At 41.2% G+C, this 15,810-nt stretch carries 14 protein-coding genes and 1 pseudogene; 6 read left to right on the forward strand and 9 right to left on the reverse strand.

Annotated elements, in window-relative coordinates; all coding sequences use genetic code 11:
- Positions 1 to 65: 65 nt before the first annotated feature.
- Both ACEW80_RS22395 and ACEW80_RS22400 read left to right on the forward strand, forming a co-directional pair.
- Complete coding sequence (locus ACEW80_RS22395; RefSeq protein WP_373528708.1) at positions 66 to 1,763, forward strand: ATP-binding protein; 1,698 nt, start codon at positions 66 to 68, stop codon at positions 1,761 to 1,763.
- Between the two features lie 158 nt (positions 1,764 to 1,921).
- A complete protein-coding gene (locus ACEW80_RS22400; protein WP_373528709.1) occupies positions 1,922 to 3,730 on the forward strand; it encodes a response regulator in 1,809 nt (602 codons plus the stop codon).
- Between the two features lie 364 nt (positions 3,731 to 4,094).
- Here ACEW80_RS22400 and ACEW80_RS22405 read toward each other — a convergent pair whose 3' ends face one another.
- From ACEW80_RS22405 to ACEW80_RS22420, 4 genes are all read right to left on the reverse strand, one after another.
- Positions 4,095 to 5,441 (reverse strand): DUF2254 domain-containing protein, encoded by a 1,347-nt coding sequence (locus ACEW80_RS22405; RefSeq protein ID WP_373528710.1) that lies wholly within the window; start codon positions 5,439 to 5,441, stop codon positions 4,095 to 4,097.
- Positions 5,438 to 6,445 (reverse strand): mechanosensitive ion channel family protein, encoded by a 1,008-nt coding sequence (locus tag ACEW80_RS22410; RefSeq protein ID WP_373528711.1) that lies wholly within the window; start codon positions 6,443 to 6,445, stop codon positions 5,438 to 5,440. Before ACEW80_RS22410 ends, ACEW80_RS22405 begins: the two co-directional genes overlap by 4 nt.
- Before the next feature lie 210 nt (positions 6,446 to 6,655).
- Positions 6,656 to 7,471, reverse strand: coding sequence for a potassium channel family protein (locus ACEW80_RS22415; protein WP_373528712.1), 816 nt, complete (start codon positions 7,469 to 7,471; stop codon positions 6,656 to 6,658).
- Positions 7,472 to 7,479: 8 nt separating this feature from the next.
- The gene (locus ACEW80_RS22420) at positions 7,480 to 8,763 is read right to left on the reverse strand and encodes a DUF389 domain-containing protein (protein ID WP_373528713.1); all 1,284 of its coding nucleotides are present in this window, start codon (positions 8,761 to 8,763) and stop codon (positions 7,480 to 7,482) included.
- Between the two features lie 493 nt (positions 8,764 to 9,256).
- On the opposite strand from ACEW80_RS22420, the gene ACEW80_RS22425 reads away from it, so the two are divergent.
- On the forward strand, positions 9,257 to 10,171 hold the full coding sequence (locus ACEW80_RS22425; RefSeq protein WP_373528714.1) for an S-layer homology domain-containing protein: 915 nt from the start codon (positions 9,257 to 9,259) through the stop codon (positions 10,169 to 10,171).
- A gap of 46 nt (positions 10,172 to 10,217) precedes the next feature.
- On the opposite strand, the gene ACEW80_RS22430 is transcribed toward ACEW80_RS22425, so the two are convergent.
- The 5 genes and pseudogenes from ACEW80_RS22430 to ACEW80_RS22450 form a co-directional block, all read right to left on the reverse strand.
- Positions 10,218 to 11,231 (reverse strand): mechanosensitive ion channel family protein, encoded by a 1,014-nt coding sequence (locus tag ACEW80_RS22430; protein ID WP_373528715.1) that lies wholly within the window; start codon positions 11,229 to 11,231, stop codon positions 10,218 to 10,220.
- A gap of 139 nt (positions 11,232 to 11,370) precedes the next feature.
- Positions 11,371 to 12,381, reverse strand: a complete 1,011-nt coding sequence (locus ACEW80_RS22435; protein ID WP_373528716.1) for a DUF389 domain-containing protein — start codon at positions 12,379 to 12,381, stop codon at positions 11,371 to 11,373.
- A 112-nt stretch (positions 12,382 to 12,493) separates the two neighbouring features.
- A pseudogene (locus ACEW80_RS22440) lies at positions 12,494 to 12,796 on the reverse strand (sensor histidine kinase); the annotation flags it as partial.
- A gap of 11 nt (positions 12,797 to 12,807) precedes the next feature.
- Positions 12,808 to 13,224 (reverse strand): hypothetical protein, encoded by a 417-nt coding sequence (locus ACEW80_RS22445; protein WP_373528717.1) that lies wholly within the window; start codon positions 13,222 to 13,224, stop codon positions 12,808 to 12,810.
- Positions 13,225 to 13,227: 3 nt separating this feature from the next.
- A complete protein-coding gene (locus ACEW80_RS22450; RefSeq protein ID WP_373528718.1) occupies positions 13,228 to 14,082 on the reverse strand; it encodes an FAD-binding domain-containing protein in 855 nt (284 codons plus the stop codon).
- A gap of 188 nt (positions 14,083 to 14,270) precedes the next feature.
- Between ACEW80_RS22450 and ACEW80_RS22455 the strand changes: the two genes are divergently transcribed.
- The 3 genes from ACEW80_RS22455 (at position 14,271) to ACEW80_RS22465 (ending at position 15,773) form a co-directional block, all read left to right on the forward strand.
- Complete coding sequence (locus ACEW80_RS22455) at positions 14,271 to 14,756, forward strand: 4-Cys prefix domain-containing protein (protein WP_373528719.1); 486 nt, start codon at positions 14,271 to 14,273, stop codon at positions 14,754 to 14,756.
- Positions 14,757 to 14,836: 80 nt separating this feature from the next.
- Complete coding sequence (gene bcp, locus ACEW80_RS22460) at positions 14,837 to 15,316, forward strand: thioredoxin-dependent thiol peroxidase (RefSeq protein WP_373528720.1); 480 nt, start codon at positions 14,837 to 14,839, stop codon at positions 15,314 to 15,316.
- A gap of 67 nt (positions 15,317 to 15,383) precedes the next feature.
- Positions 15,384 to 15,773 (forward strand): hypothetical protein, encoded by a 390-nt coding sequence (locus ACEW80_RS22465; RefSeq protein WP_373528721.1) that lies wholly within the window; start codon positions 15,384 to 15,386, stop codon positions 15,771 to 15,773.
- The last annotated feature ends 37 nt before the right edge of the window (positions 15,774 to 15,810 follow it).

Below are 15,810 nucleotides of genomic sequence, written 5' to 3' on the forward strand. Positions count from 1 at the left end.
ACTTGAAAGTGGAAAACTAGGGTAGAAATTTAATAAACAGATGGCATAAGCAGAAGTAATAGAAAATGTGGAGATTGACGCAATGGGCTTCTCTTCGAGAGGCTTTGCCAACGCCCCGCTTTTGGCGATTCTCCTACGGAGACGCTACGCGATGGTCTCCGACCGACCGGAGGTCATCGCAACTAAAAGGCTATAGCATTGGATTATTAACGGTTTCACTAGCTTTACTGCTGACACTGCTTCTATGGCAGCTACACAGGCTGAATTCCATTTATCCACTGTTTTTAGCTGCTGTCATGGTTAGTTCCTGGTATGGTGGCTTAAACCCAGGACTATTAGCAACTTTTTTGTCTGCTATCGTCTGCGCCTACTTCCTTTTACTCCCTTTCTATTCTTTGTCTGTTGCTGGGTTTGGTGCGTTGGGGTTGCTTCAGTTTGTGCTAGTAGCATTGTTGATTACCTTACTTAACACTGCACTACGTCAGGCGCGATCGCAAGCTCAAATGAACGCGCGAGTAGCCCAACAAAATTACGAGCATCTACGTCAAATTCAAGACAATCTGCGTCAGAGTGAAGAACGTTATCGGTTGCTAATAGAAGGAGTAACTAATTACGCAATTTTCATGTTAGATCCAAACGGTAACTTTACTAGCTGGAACATTGGAGCTGAACGTATTTTAGGCTATCAAGAAGCAGAAATTATTGGTCAACCTTTTGAGCGCATTTTTTCACCAGAAGCAATTGAGCGCGGACAACCACAACAAGCATTGAGCAAAGCCGTAACTGAAGTTTTTTCTAAAGAAAATCGTTGGCATCTCCGCAAAGATGGGACATTTTTTTGGGCGCATTGTGTAATCACACCTTTACGAGATGAAAATGGAAATCTGCGCGGATTCTCTAAAATTATGCAAGATATTACTGAGCACAAACAAGCTGAAGAAGAAAAAGAGCAATTGCTGCTGCGAGAACAAGCTGCACGCGCTGTTAGCGAAGCGGCGCAAAGTGCAGCAGAAGCTGCAAACCGTTCCAAGGATGAATTTTTAGCAATAGTTTCCCATGAATTACGTACCCCCATGACTGCAATTATTGGTTGGGCGGGGATGTTGCAAACGGGTGCGCTAGATGAAGCTAAAGCAACTCTTGCACTTGAGACAATTGAACGCAATGCTAATTTGCAAATGCAACTTATTGAAGACCTACTTGATATTTCGCGTATTGTTAGAGGAGAAATTTCACTCTCCATTGATTTGATAGATTTATTAGAAGTAATTACAGCCGCAATCGAGGTTGTACAATCATTGGCAGATGCAAAAGATATTCAAATCGAAACTATACTTGATACTTCAATAGAAAAAATTTCGGGTGACTCAGATCGCTTGCAACAAGTTGTGTTAAATCTACTCACCAATGCGATCAAATTTACACCCAACGGCGGACGGGTTAAGGTGCGGTTGTCAAAGGAAGTGGGGAGTAGGGGGTGGGGAGTAGGGAGTGGGGAAGAGTTTTCCCAATGTTCAATTCCTAACTATGTTCAAATTACAGTGAGTGATACGGGTAAGGGTATCAGTGCTGACTTTCTACCTCAAGTATTTGAGCGCTTTTGCCAAGCAGATAGTAGTCATACTCGGTCAGATAAAGGACTAGGTTTAGGGCTAGCGATCGCCCGTCATATAATAGAACTGCATGGTGGCACAATCCAAGCCCAGAGCCAAGGAATGGGTCAAGGAGCAACATTTACAGTCAAGTTGCCTGTTTTAGCTTAAACGGATGTAGGAATTACGATCGGAGTTGGTTACAACTTTACTTCTTCTTCATTAGACCTTGCCTTTGATAGATGTCATATAAAACTGAAAAGGGCATAACATAAGTTAGAGAAATTTGATGACAGCGCTTAGGATTGCTTCTCCAAGCAAACATTTTCATGAGAATTCTGTTGGTTGAAGACGATGATTTGCTTGCTCAAGCTGTAGCTACAGCTCTTACCAAACAAAATTATGTGGTTGATATTGCTGCTGATGGTGAAGCTGGTTGGGAGTTGGTGAGTGTCTATAACTATGATTTGATTTTGCTAGATGTGATTCTACCAAAGCTGGATGGTATAAGTCTTTGTCGGCAATTACGCCAGTCGGGACATCAAATGCTGATTCTGCTTTTAACGGCAAAAGATACTAAAACAGATAAAGTTATCGGTTTAGATGCTGGGGCAGACGATTATGTAGTCAAACCATTTGACTTTCAAGAGTTATCAGCTCGGATTCGTGCTTTACTACGTCGGGGAAATACTTCTTTACCTCCTGTTTTGGAATGGGAAAGCTTACGTCTCGATCCTAGTACTTGTGAGGTAACTTATGCAGACATTGCACTAAATTTAACGGCAAAAGAATTTAGTCTTTTAGACCTGTTTTTACGCAACAACCAGCGCATCTTTAGCCGAAGTGCAATTGTAGATCAACTTTGGAGTACTGAAAAAGATCCACCTGAAGAAAATACGATTAAATCTCATATCAAAAGTTTACGACAGAAGCTAAAAACAGCAGGTGCTAACTACGATTTTATCGAAACTGTTTATGGAATGGGCTATCGTTTAAAAGCTCTATCTCATGAACAAAAATGTCAGAAAAATCAGCCGGAAATAGATTTAAAGCAAGAGAAAATTCTCCTAGCAGCCATTGCTCAAGAACGGGCAAATTTTAAAGTTAAGGTTGGTTCACGCATTACAGTGTTGAAGCTAGCTGCTGATGCTTTAAGAAAAGGTTCACTGGATTTTGAACTAAGGCAAAAAGCAGAGCAAGAAGCTCACAAGCTAGCTGGTTCCTTGGGTAGCTTTGGCTTTGCCAAAGGCTCGTTATTAGCTAATGAAATAGAAGATGTATTTCAAAATCAAAAATCTATTAGCCAAGCTAAATGTTTTTATTTAGATAAGCTTTTGATGGAGTTGCAACGAGAGCTAGAAACAACCCCAGTTGAACAAATACAAAATTTACTATTAGTAATTAGCAACGATCGCCAAGTAGTAGAGGAATTGATCAAGGAAGCTGAGAATCAGGAACTACAAGTTAAAATTGCAACTAATCTCACTACAGCCAGAAATATAATTCCATCTTTAAATCCCGATGTGGTACTACTGGATCTTGATATTCACAAAGATAGCTTGAAGTTATTAACAGAATTATCCCAGCGATCGCCAATGCCACAAATACCAGTATTAGTTTTTACAGAGCGAAATAATTTTAGCGATGCCTGCGGCGGGCTTCGCCTACGCGTTGAGGTTGCACGATCTGGCGGTCGTGCTTTTTTACAAAAATCTATGCCTCCTAGCCAAATTTTGGAGTCAGTCAGTCAAATATTACAACAAACTCATATTACCGAAGCAAGAGTAATGGTTGTAGACGGTGATTCACAGATATTAACTGTTATACAACAATCTTTAGAACCATTGGGACTGACTCTAAAAACTCTTGAAGACTCACGATATTTCTGGGATACTCTGACAGAATTTTCTCCAGATTTGCTAATTTTAGGTGTGGAAATGCCTCATATCAATGGCATTGAACTTTGTCAGGTAGTACGTAACGATCGCTACTGGAAATTCCTGCCAGTGCTTTTTATAGTTGATAATTTAGACGCAGATATTGTTGAGCAAATATTTGCGATCGGTGCTGATGATTGTGTCAGCAAAACTGCTAAAAAATCACAACTAATAACTCGTATATTGAACCGTTTAAAGTAAATATAACTCAATACGCTTGGGTTAAGAAAAATTATGTAATTTAAATATATGTCTCAGCTTTTGGCTTGCTTACATTTTCATTACGATTTAGCCAATTTCGCAACGCCCAAAAACTAATTAAAGCTGCTAATCCAGATCCCATACCCAACCAGTAGCATTTAGCAATGCAGCCAAGACAAATAGAAAATCAAACAAGGTGGGTAACTTATCATCTTGAATGACAAATACAAAGGATACAATAAGGAAGATTGCAAGACCCAAGGCACTTGTCACTTACCTTGAACTGCTGCGGCTATGACAAGAATTGTTAATAGAGCTTGTCCTACCCACGCAATAATTCGATAACCTTTCCAATTGAGACAATTCATTTTTTTCTTTCAGCTAAGGTCTGATTTTTTAAAGCTTGAATTGCATTGTCATATTGCTTTTGCACATCCTGGCGGTCTAGTTCTTCTGGTAAACCCTCTTGGCTACCGCGCAAAATAATCTCTGCATGACGCTGTAAAACTACTTGGTATTTGGGATTATTAGTGTAAGTTGCAACATTAGCGATCGCTTCCAATAAACGAATGGTTACTGATGTATCAGATCGTGCATATTGGCGAATTCCATTGAAGGCACTATCAACCAATCCCTCAAATGTTACCCCAAAAGCGATCGCACGTAATTTATTATCTTCATCGTAGCGATAGGGTGAAGGAAAATCTTTTTGGGCTAAACGGGATAATCCTGCTCCTAGTCTATCAACACAGCGAATTGCGGTAAATGGATCATTAATCCCTGGAGAAAGCGCACGTAGGGCAATTTCTACTAACTGATCGATGGGAAACTCGATATCTTGCTGTTCGCTACGTTCTTTACCCAAAATAAAGCAATCATTGATTTGTTTGGTTAATTTTTGGTTCACGAATTTACCAGGAAAAACCATAACTAAATCACTGTCCTTAACAATAAACTTTCCCGGTCGAGACTCGACGCGCAATAAAAGATTGTTTTTTCGGGCAATTGTTAGCAATTCGTTGTCGTCAATTGCTTGTATATAACCATTTTTATTAACTTTTACAGGACTTGCAACGAAGTCAAAATCTTCAGGTATTTCGGCAATTTCTTGTCCGAATGGGACGCTACGCCCGATTTTTTTGGGAAACAACCGATCGATAGCTCTATCTAAGTCATCACTAACGTTTTCGATGATATGTGAAACCTGAATTATTGTGGAAGCATGATCGATAAAATAAATCAAAACTCCGATGCTAATAATTGCGAGTAAAATACCGCATGTAACCGAAATTTGCGGTACAAACTCACTATATCCATCTCCCTCACCATGAATAGTCCGAAGTATGAGCAAGCAGTAGATAAATGTACTTATAAATGTACCAAGGACAACTTGATTACCAAGATCCTGCATGAAATTGCGTAGTAGTCGCGGCCCAAAATTGGAAGCAGCAAGCTGAAGCGCCACGATTGTAATTGAAAAGGCTGTAGCAGCAACGCTAATCATTGAACCTGCAACTGCTCCTAAAACCGATCGCGCTCCATCTGCTCCACCAGTGTAGCTCCACCAATAATTAATACCCGCCTTACCTGTGCGATCGAGCATTAACATTGCAAATGCCAAGGCAGTGGTAAGTATAGCCATAATTGAGGGAATGAACCAGTAACTTGAGTGGAGCGTATCCCACAGTTTGCTCAATTTGACATTTTTCATATTTCATTATTGACCTTTGCAGAATCTACTTTACTGTTGCCATCATCTTGCTTTTGAGCGAGTAACCTGAGTGAACTGCTGATGCTGCGGGGTTTTGGTACTTCACCTTTACCAGATGGCCAACCTTCACGCTGACGGGAGCGATCGCCATCTGTCTCTTCGGTCTGGTCGTGGAATAAAATTTGTTGTGTGGGAAAAGGTAAATCAATGCCATTTGCAACGAGTTTTTTCTTAATAGCAGTAATCACTTTATCCCGCGAAATCAAATTATCTGCCCGTCGTGGTGGATTAACCCACCAGCGCACCCGGATGTTGACAGTACTTCCGGCTAGTTCCATTGCTAGTACATCAGGAGCCGGATCTTTTAAAACCTCATCCACACTAAGCATTGCATCTAGCATTAACTGTTTCGCTAGGTCAATATCGTCGCCGTAGCCAATGCCGACATCATACTCTAATCGTCGATTATCAAATGCAGTGTTTACAGTTACAGAATTAGTAAATAATTCCGAGTTAGGAATCACAATCCGCCTACCGTCATAAGTTCTGATTGTTGTGGCGCGTGTCTCAATATTTTCAACAGTTCCCTCAAAGCCTTTAAACACAATCTGGTCATCAATTTGAAAAGGCTCAGTTAGCAGAATCAAAATCCCAGCTAAGAAGTTTTGCAGAATATCCCGGAAAGCAAAACCAATTGCCACACCACTAATTCCCAAAAGTTGCACCAAATCACTAACTTTAAATGAGGGAATCACAATGGAAAGGGCGATAAACAACCCAATCAAAATTATTACCCCCTTCGCTAACCTTCCCAGTACTAATCCCAGATTCCCGGCATAGCGACGGTTGCGAGTTAACCGCTTAACCAGTGCTTTAATTCTGCCAGCAATAAAGAAAAAGAGTATAAAGACAATTAACCCTAAGACAATGTTCGGTAGCAAAGCTATGAAACCATTTATCATGCTTTGAACCTTATCCCAAGCTGTCGAGATTTCTGCATTCATAAACTTTCCTCATTAAATTAATATTTGCTAAGAGGTTGTTTGTAAAGTAGTTTGCTGTAATTTTAATCACATTATTACCCCCCTTAATCCCCCCTTGTAAAGGGGGGAAACAAGAAAAATCCGGTTCCCTCCCCTTGTAAAGGGGACGGTTAGGGTGGGGTAATAAATATTTGTATACATCAATCATGACTTTTCAAACAACCTCTAACGTCAACGCTGTGAATTTTGATGCAATAATTCTTGAATTTCCCCCCGCAACGCTGTAATTTCACTCTGAAGCACTTGAATAGATTTCGCTCCGGCTAACTCTGCTTGATCATCATCAGCATCACGGCCAATAAAAAACGTCGCTAAAGTTGCAGTGACATAGCCAAACACGGCAAACGCATATAACGCTAAGAAAAAACAAAGCACCCGTCCTTCGGGTGTTTTGGGCGAATAGTCAGAACCCATCGTTGTCATGAGCATTGCTGTCCACCAGAAAGCAGTGCTGTAGTTGTGCAGCCCCGATTCCACAGGAACTTCGTTTTCAAATGCATACATCCCTGCTGCTCCGATTATAGTAACGATCGCAGTTAATGCCACAACATAACCAAATCCTCGGCGGTTAATACTTGCTCCCAAAACCCGCATTCCTCGGTTAGCACGAGTCATGACTCGCAACAGTTGTAGCCCTCGCACAGCCCTCGTTGTTCGTAGTATTCGTATAACTCGTATAATCCGAAAACTACGCAGTGCTGGCAACATCAGAGAAATAGCTGTTAACCAGTTGTTTTTGATATAAGAAATTTTATGAGGAGCGATCGCTAGTTTCAATAGAAAATCTAAGATAAAAATAATCCAAATAGTGATGCTAAGGGCTTCCAGTAAAGGGTTTAGCCCCCAGACGATCTCGATGATAAATAGTGCTAGCCATACAAAACCCAGCACCAGCATTGGAATTTCTAGCCAATCTTCCAACTGTTGCAAGACTTCGTTACGTTCTTTTTCTAGGGCTTGTTTTTCCGAAAGCTTCAGACTACTCATAAATGGGCTTATTGTTTACTAGCAGGTGTTTCTAGGACGTTGACATCAACTAGAGGTGTTACATTTAAGTCCTGTTTTAATAATTGAGCTTGAATAGATTGGGTGAGGCTAGAGCGGATTTCTTCACTAGACGCTGTAACTCCGGGTTGACGCTGCACATAAACAACAGATAGCAGAGTATCCTGGCCTTCAATGTTGGATCGTGTGAAGCGCACATTCGACTCGACTAATTTTGCTAAACCAACTTGCTCTACAGTTTTCTGGACTTGGGCGTTAGCACGTTGGGCAAGGCTAGAGCGTTGGAGATTGGGAGAATGGGAGAACTGCCAAGTTAGTAAACCTGCCAATGCGATGACAGTGATCGCCAAGGCAATAGTAAATACCCGTTTTTTACCACGCTGATAGCGAGTTCCTTGAGGAGACAGCCCGAAAATTCGGAACAATAGGGCTGCTGAAAAGTTGATGCCGCATAGTTGCAAAAACAGTAAGAACAACCCCGAAGTTACCATATCCCACCTACCAATTGCACTTGCCATACCCACAATTCCCGCAGGTGGAGCTAAGGAAGCGGCGACTAACATTCCGGTTGCTGCCCCAGAGACTAAACTACTCCGTTCTGACTGAACCAAGGTGAGGGCGCCGGCGGCTCCGGCTACCAATGGTAAAATAACTGCCACTGCTGAAACTTGGCTACTGTCTAGCATTAAACTAGTGGGAATTTCTTGGCGTAGTATGAGGCTAAGTAGCCAAGTGGTGGCAATGGTTACTGATAAAGCAGAAAAATATCGTAAAATACTCCGCCCTAAGAGTTGGCGATCGCCCCATGCAGTAGCGATCGCTGTATTCATTGCCGGGCCTGCAAATGGGGCAATCAACATTGCCGCTACCAGTAAGTAAGTTGTATTAGTATACAAGCCAATCCAGACCACAAAACCTGCAAGCGATGCATAACCTAGAAAACCTTGCCAAGAGCCAACACTTTGCAAACCAGAAAGAAAAATCTCAATCGGACTGCGTTCTTCCACATCCACAACCTGCTGCGGTGCTTCCGATGCAGGTGGTTGCAGAGCTATCACACCAGTTGGTATCAGCGTGATCTGTACTTTGGGCAAGTCTTGCAATTCCTCTAGGACTTTACCAACTTCTCGATTAGAAACGTGAACAATTACCACATCAATTGGTTCGTCTGCATTTCCTTCAAATCGTGCCAGATTTGTCCCGTTATGAGATTTGGCAATATCAATAACAGCTTTTCCATTTCCCCGTGGTACTTGGATAATGAGTTGACGCATTTTATCCTCCTACAGCTAACCATCTTGCTTTTTAAGGCGATAACTCTACTACCCAAAGAAAGATTCTTTGAAAAATGTATCTCATACTCAATCAACATTATTTTGATTTATTGCTTGGTTTGGGAGAATTGGTATAACAAAAGGTTTCATTACGTTATCTGTTTTAGATTTAATGTAAATCTAAATAGTGGAAAACACGTGAAGAAATCAGCTATGTTTTTCCTTTCTTACCCAAAGTTTAATTTTTATTGTCTACATTGAAAATTTTGATGTTGGTATAAGTTATTATTCAAACACAAATTCAAACACCAATTCAAATACTTAAAATTTTCTGGTTTCGCTTAATCCGTTAGATATCTCTTAATGAATAAGTAGAATCAGCCTATAGTAGTATTTTAAAATGTATTAGAAATTTATCCCCGAAATCTGCACTATTTAATAATAATATCGAAGCATTAGAAGAATGATTGATTGAAAAAAGGGGGCATAGATCGTGATGCAGTTAACAAAGGTAGTATCAGCAGGTGTATCTTTACTATCTTTAAATTTAATAGCATTTACAGTTGGAGCATTAGATACATCCGCTCAATCTTCACCTGTAACTACTTTTAGCGATGTTAAATCTAGTTATTGGGCAGAGCCATTTATTCGGGGTTTGGCTGCAAGAAATATTGTAACTGGATATCCTGATGGTACATTTAGACCAGAACAGCCAGTAGACCGAGATGAGTTTGCAGCAATCATTCGTAAAGCTTTTGATAAACCAGCAATTCGCCAGATCCAAAGTGGTGCTGTATATAAAGATATTCCTGCTAACCATTGGGCTACTCGTCCCATTGAAGAAGCATATCAACAAGGTTTTATGTCGGGTTATGCTGGTGGTTATTTTCGTCCCAATCAACCGGTTTCTAAGGTTGAGGCTATAGTTGCTTTAAATAAAGGTTTGAATTTAACTACTAGTGCATCAGCAGTTACCGTCCCTACAATCGCGCAGAGAGTAGTTCCTGAACAAACCACACGAAAAGCTGTAAAAAGACGTGTTCTCATGCCCCTTGCATTTACTACTTTGATGCAACCGTTATTAATACCAAAAGCCCAGGCTGTACCAGCTAATGCTGTGAATCTTAATCGTCCTGCATCATTTATTATTACTAACACTTACGCAGATGCCAAGAAGATTCCGCAATATGCAGTTGGAGATGTAGCAGCAGCAACCGAAAAAAATATAGTGGTGAATTATCCAAATACCAAAGTTCTTAATCCAACAAAACCTGCCACGCGCGGAGAGATTACAGCTTTAATTTATCAAACTTTAGTTTCCCAAGGAAAAATCGAACCACTTGCTATTAATTCATCTGCTAGTCAATATATTGTTCGTACTCCTATCAGAAACCAAAAGGCTAAATAAATGTGATTTGTCTTTAATAAATTCAACAGGTTAAGCAGCAAGTAAATTAGTTTTCATCGTTAGCTTTTGGAGAATCTACCTTACCGTTGTCATCTCGTGAGGAGCGCTCTTGAGCAAGTAACCTGAGTGAATCACCAATGTTGCGGGGTTTTGGTATTTTGCCTTTACCAGATGGCCAACCTTCACGCTGATGGGAGCGATCGCCATCTGTTTCTTCTGTCTGGTCATGGAATAAAATTTGCTGTGTGGGAAAGGGTAAATCGATGCCGTTTTCAACTAATATTTTCTTAATTGTAGATAGCACCTTGTCCCGTGATGCGAGGTCTTCTGCACGTCGTGGCGGGTTGATCCACCAACGAACGCGGATATTAACGGTACTTTCGGCAAGTTCGATGAGCAGCACATCAGGAGCAGGATCTTTCAGTATTTCCGGCACACTATGCAATGCTTCAAGCATTAACTCCTTGGCTCGGTCTATATCATCGCCGTAACCAATACCGACATCATACTCTAGTCGGCGACTTTCAAAGGCAGTGTTTACAGTTACCGAATTAGTGAACAATTCTGAGTTAGGAATTACAATGCGACGACCATCGTAAGTTCTAATTGTTGTCGCTCGTGTCTCAATATTTTCTACAGTCCCTTCAAATTCTTTAAAAACTATTTGGTCATTGATTTGGAACGGCTCTGTCAAGAGGATCAGAATCCCAGCCAAGAAGTTTTGCAGAATGTCACGAAAGGCAAAGCCGATCGCTACACCACTAATCCCCAGTAGTTGTATTAAATCTCCGGCTCGAAATGTCGGTATGACAATCGACAAAGCCACAAATAGCCCGATTAACAGTATTGTACCTTGCGCCAAGCGTCCCAGTACTAGTCCTAAATTCCGAGCTTGGTGGCGATCGCGAGTTAATCGTTTAACTACTCTCTTAATCGCTCTAGCCACCGCGAAGAAGATTGCAAAGACAATCAATGCCAGCACGATATTCGGCAGTAGGACAATAAATCCGTTAATCATTCCCTGAACTCTGTCCCAGAGTGCGGATATATCTGCATTCATGATCTTACTGCTTAATTAGTCAACCTTAATCAGGATATAAAAAAAACATGATATTTAACTCCACCTTTAGTTAGTTTTTGCTATCTATAAATAGGATGAAAAATTTATCTTAAGACCAGATAATAGGATTTTAGATATTTTATTTGTGAGGAGAAATATTAGATTTTCCTCTGACTTCTTTCACCTGACTAACTTCAAAAATCAGGGAAAAACGTTGCCCAATTTCTTTTTCGAGAAACGCTTCTAAAAGACTTACTTGCTTTGATGTTACAGGTTCTTGTGCGCGAACGCTCAAGCGAACTTGAGGCGGATTACTCAGCCAATTAGTATCAGTTTTCAGTAATTCCAAACGCTGAAAAGTTATAGTTCGGTTCAGCAGTGCCTTTCTCAAATGGGTTTCGAGTTCTGCTTGTCTAACTAATTGGGTAAAGCTCACAGTTAAAGGTATCAGTAAAGCACCTGTTAACGCCAATGCCCATAGCAGCGCTTTTTGGGCGCGATTGACAGGAGAATAGCCGGTGAATAAAAATGTCAGCATACAAGCAAGGCTAATACCCAAAAGGTTCGTTAGGTAGAGCAAAGTCGCTCCTAAGCTGAGTGACAAGTTAAATTTTGCTAGACCTAAACCGATGACGCAAATTGGGGGCATAAGGGCAACAGCTATTGCTGTCCCTGCCACGCTAGCAGAGATTTTTGAATTTACCTTAGCGTAGCCACTGATAAAACCTGCTGCAACTGCAATACCCAAATCAAGCAGGTTAGGTTTGGAGCGAGATAGCACTTCACTGCCGAAACTAGGTAGATTAACGATCCAACCTATACTGCAAGAAATTACAAGTGCTAGTAATGTGCCTAAGAATACTGCTATTACGCCTTTACGAAATAGGTTGATATTTCCAATTAATGCACCAAAGGCTAAACCTCGAATTGGTAACATTAGAGGTGCGATAATCATTGCACCGATAATTACAGCAGTGCTATTGGCAAGTAGACCAAATGTAGCGATCGCACATGAACCAATAATCAAAACCAAATATGTTGCGTCGAGACTAGACTCTTCCAATAACTCACGTACCAACTGTTTTAGTTGTGATGGTTCAACGCTTTTGCGCTTAAAACCCATAAAGCGATTGCGAATATTATTTATCAAAACTCCTCCAAATCAAATGATTTTAGATGCTGGATTTTAAACAAAAGCTTTAGCATAGAATATCGTTATCAAGATAAATAATGCACTAAATAGCAACATTTATTTCCAGAAATCACGATAAAAGTGGAAGTCGAACTGTAGATGTACTACCTAGCCCAGGTTGACTTGGAACGTGAATATTACCTTTATGCGCTCTGGCGATTGGGATTGCGATCGCTAATCCCAATCCCGAACCGCCAGAGGTGCGTGAGCGATTGCGATCTACTCGATAAAAGCGATCAAAAATTTGTTGTTGATGTTCAACAGCAATGCCAATTCCCGTATCTTGGACTTTGATGATGGCATAGCGATCGCGATCTTCCAAAATAACGGTAACTTTTCCGCCGCTTGGTGTGGATTGAATTGCATTCACAATTCCAAATTGGACTATTCAAAAACATAATTTTGAGCCACTTTCCAATAGCGCGAGAACCGCTTCAGGTCAATATAGCCATCATAGTCAAAAAATGGTTCTACTTCTAGCACTTCAACTGCTAGCGATCGCTCCATTTGATTGCAGATATCATCAAACCGGGGACTAGGACTGTTAGCTGTGACAACTAAATTGGCATCATGTTCTTGAGCAAAAGCTAAAATTTCTTGTGCTACATCACCACGGCGGATAACAACGGGTAACTCTAATAAGCATTCGTAGATGAAGGCGAGGCGTTTGAGACTCAGTTGCCATTCCTCTATCAAAGCCTCGTCCCAAACCCAGATAGCTGGGGCATTCGGGTATTGTTGCAGTCCGGGGTTGTATGGACTAAGACAGTCTCCATGCACCCAAACAATTGGTTTACTCATTTTTCACTTTTTACCTTTCTTCCCATGCTGCCAACTTTGGCTGTTAGCTTGTTTACTAAATTCCCCTTTAGGAAAAAGTCGCTGTTCTAATTCTTCATAGCTGCCTTCAAAATCACAATGACCGTAAAGGGGACATTTCTGGCAATAAACGCCTTCAGTGTAGCGTTCTAAGTTCTCACGATTGAAAAAATACGGTTTATGACTAAATGTGCTGGCAACCCACTGCCATGACATATTGTTGCTAGCAGGATCTCCATCTAAAAGGTGTTCGAGAAACCACTTAGCTCCTGCTTGCCAACGAATCCGCCGCCAATGGACAATATAAGCCGCTAGCCACATTCGGGCGTGGTTATGTAGATAGCCAGTTTCTCTTAAATCACGGCTAAAGCTGTCGATGCAAACCCTACCTGTCGTTCCTTGTCTGATATCTTGCGGCAATTCGGGTGCATACTCACCCACAGCATAACCAGTTTTGTACTCTTCCTGGTCTTTCCAGATGCCATCCCCTAACTTTACATACAATCGCTGCCAGTAGTCGCGCCAACCTAACTCGTTAATTAGTTTAGTCGCATCGTCTTGGTGCTGTACCTGCTCAAGGACATAATCTCGAATTTCTCGCAAGCTCAAAACGCCATAGCGGATATAAGGCGAAAGGCGCGTCACACCACCTGTAAAAAAATTACGTGTTTGCGCGTAGCCTACTGGATCGATTTTTTGCAGCGCTTTTTGTGCCGCTTTGCGTCCCCCCACAGTTTCGCTGATGTGGTAATCGCGTTGTGCCGCAGTTGGGAATTGTTCGCGGAGGTAGGCTACCAACTCATCGCGGTTGGTAAATTCGCGTTGCATATCTTTAGTCATGTGAACTTTGAAGAGTGAGAATAGATAAACAAAAATATCTGTAGGTTAAGTCATTATTATGATGGATAAATATAAGCGTACACCGCAGGGGTTGCCGCAGGCATGGCTCATTGTCCTAATTTTTACTGATGACGTGAATATCTCCGTAAGGCTAGACTGTCAGGGCAAACTGTGTTGCAAAAAACACCATGACTCTCTGCATCAATCCCCAATGCCCAAGACCTCAAAATTCTGAAAACATACTGTTTTGTCAAGCCTGTGGCTCAGAATTGCTCTTGGAAGGACGGTATCGAGTGATTCGCCAATTAGGCGCTGGTGGTTTTGCCAAGACATTTGAAGTCAACCACAGCAACACCCTGAAAGTCTTAAAAGTTCTGATGCTGGATGATGCCAAGGCAGTATCGCTGTTTCAGCAAGAGGCACAAGTCTTAAGCCATCTGAATCATCCAGGGATTCCAAAGGGAGATGGGTACTTTATTTTCTCTCCCAAAAATAGCCAAGCGCCACTGCATTGCTTGGTAATGGAGAAAATCGAGGGGTTGGATTTGTACCAATACATGGAACAACGAGGTAATCGCCCCATTGATGAAAAATTAGCACTTTTATGGCTAACCCAGTTGGCAAATATTTTACATGAAAAGCCTAAACAAAGTAGGCAACTTAAAACAATATGAGTCCTATAGCCTAATAGCCTAATATATGTACAATTTTATCTACGACGAGCTATGCCTACGCAATCTCTCACACCACCATCATGAGCAATATTCCTCAAGTCGGACAACCAGCGCCAGATTTCTCCACACCTGACCAAAATGGCAATTCAGTCACTCTCGACGACCTCAGCAGTCAGTGGATTGTCCTCTACTTCTACCCCAAAGATGATACACCGGGCTGTACCACCGAAGCGAAAGATTTCACCGAGTTGTATCAACACTTCAGCGAACTGGGAGCAAAAATCTTAGGTGTGAGTCCAGATTCGGGTAAGTCCCATTGCAAATTTATCAGCAAACATAACTTGTCAATCACCCTTTTAAGTGACCCAGAACATATTTTGACAGAAGCCTACGGCGCTTGGCAATTGAAAAAATTTATGGGCAAAGAATATATGGGTGTTGCTCGCTCAACTTTCCTAATTTCACCTGATAAAATTATTGTCTATGCTTGGCCAAATGTAAAAACCAAAGGTCATGCTCTGGCAGTTTTAACTAAATTACGGGAATTAGCAGCCACATAACGCGACTGAATGCAGGTATAGTTACAGCAATGCTACGTGAATCATATTTATAGTAATAAAGCAGGATGTGAGCAGCTTATTTGAGCAAGCAATTATCAACGCGTTGAACTCAGTCAATCCTCAAAAAGTTCTGGAAGGCAAAGTCGCTAATGCTATCATCCAGGCAGGGTTTGATTTAGTTAGTTTCAATAAAACAGTGGGTCTAAATGGCGAAATCGGTGAAATCGATGTGGAAACCAGTAACGCTATCATCGAAGTAACAACCCAAACTGCTCGAAAGTTGAAGCAAGTTCAAAAGTTAATATCAAACTCTGATTTGAATCCCTTAAACAAGCCAGTTATTCTCTATGCAACCAATTATAAATTTACTCCGTCTCAAGATATTATCGCTACAGGCAGTTATGTGGTTTCCAGTCAAGATGAATTATTAGAATTATTATCCATACTAGGAGCATAAGTGATGCCAGAACCCATTTCTCTAATTTCTAGTGCTG

It is taken from the genome of Nostoc sp. (assembly GCF_041747015.1).
Lineage (GTDB): Bacteria > Cyanobacteriota > Cyanobacteriia > Cyanobacteriales > Nostocaceae > Nostoc.

What these genes read in the sequence shown, in the direction of transcription:
- ACEW80_RS22420 (WP_373528713.1), bottom strand. Translation starts at nt 8,763, where the DNA reads ATGCGTCAACTCATTATCCAAGTACCACGGGGAAATGGAAAAGCTGTT.
- ACEW80_RS22410 (WP_373528711.1), bottom strand. Translation starts at nt 6,445, where the DNA reads ATGAATGCAGAAATCTCGACAGCTTGGGATAAGGTTCAAAGCATGATA.
- ACEW80_RS22405 (WP_373528710.1), bottom strand. Translation starts at nt 5,441, where the DNA reads ATGAAAAATGTCAAATTGAGCAAACTGTGGGATACGCTCCACTCAAGT.
- ACEW80_RS22450 (WP_373528718.1), bottom strand. Translation starts at nt 14,082, where the DNA reads ATGACTAAAGATATGCAACGCGAATTTACCAACCGCGATGAGTTGGTA.
- ACEW80_RS22415 (WP_373528712.1), bottom strand. Translation starts at nt 7,471, where the DNA reads ATGAGTAGTCTGAAGCTTTCGGAAAAACAAGCCCTAGAAAAAGAACGT.
- ACEW80_RS22445 (WP_373528717.1), bottom strand. Translation starts at nt 13,224, where the DNA reads ATGAGTAAACCAATTGTTTGGGTGCATGGAGACTGTCTTAGTCCATAC.
- ACEW80_RS22430 (WP_373528715.1), bottom strand. Translation starts at nt 11,231, where the DNA reads ATGAATGCAGATATATCCGCACTCTGGGACAGAGTTCAGGGAATGATT.
- bcp (WP_373528720.1), top strand. Translation starts at nt 14,837, where the DNA reads ATGAGCAATATTCCTCAAGTCGGACAACCAGCGCCAGATTTCTCCACA.
- ACEW80_RS22455 (WP_373528719.1), top strand. Translation starts at nt 14,271, where the DNA reads ATGACTCTCTGCATCAATCCCCAATGCCCAAGACCTCAAAATTCTGAA.
- ACEW80_RS22395 (WP_373528708.1), top strand. Translation starts at nt 66, where the DNA reads ATGTGGAGATTGACGCAATGGGCTTCTCTTCGAGAGGCTTTGCCAACG.
- ACEW80_RS22400 (WP_373528709.1), top strand. Translation starts at nt 1,922, where the DNA reads ATGAGAATTCTGTTGGTTGAAGACGATGATTTGCTTGCTCAAGCTGTA.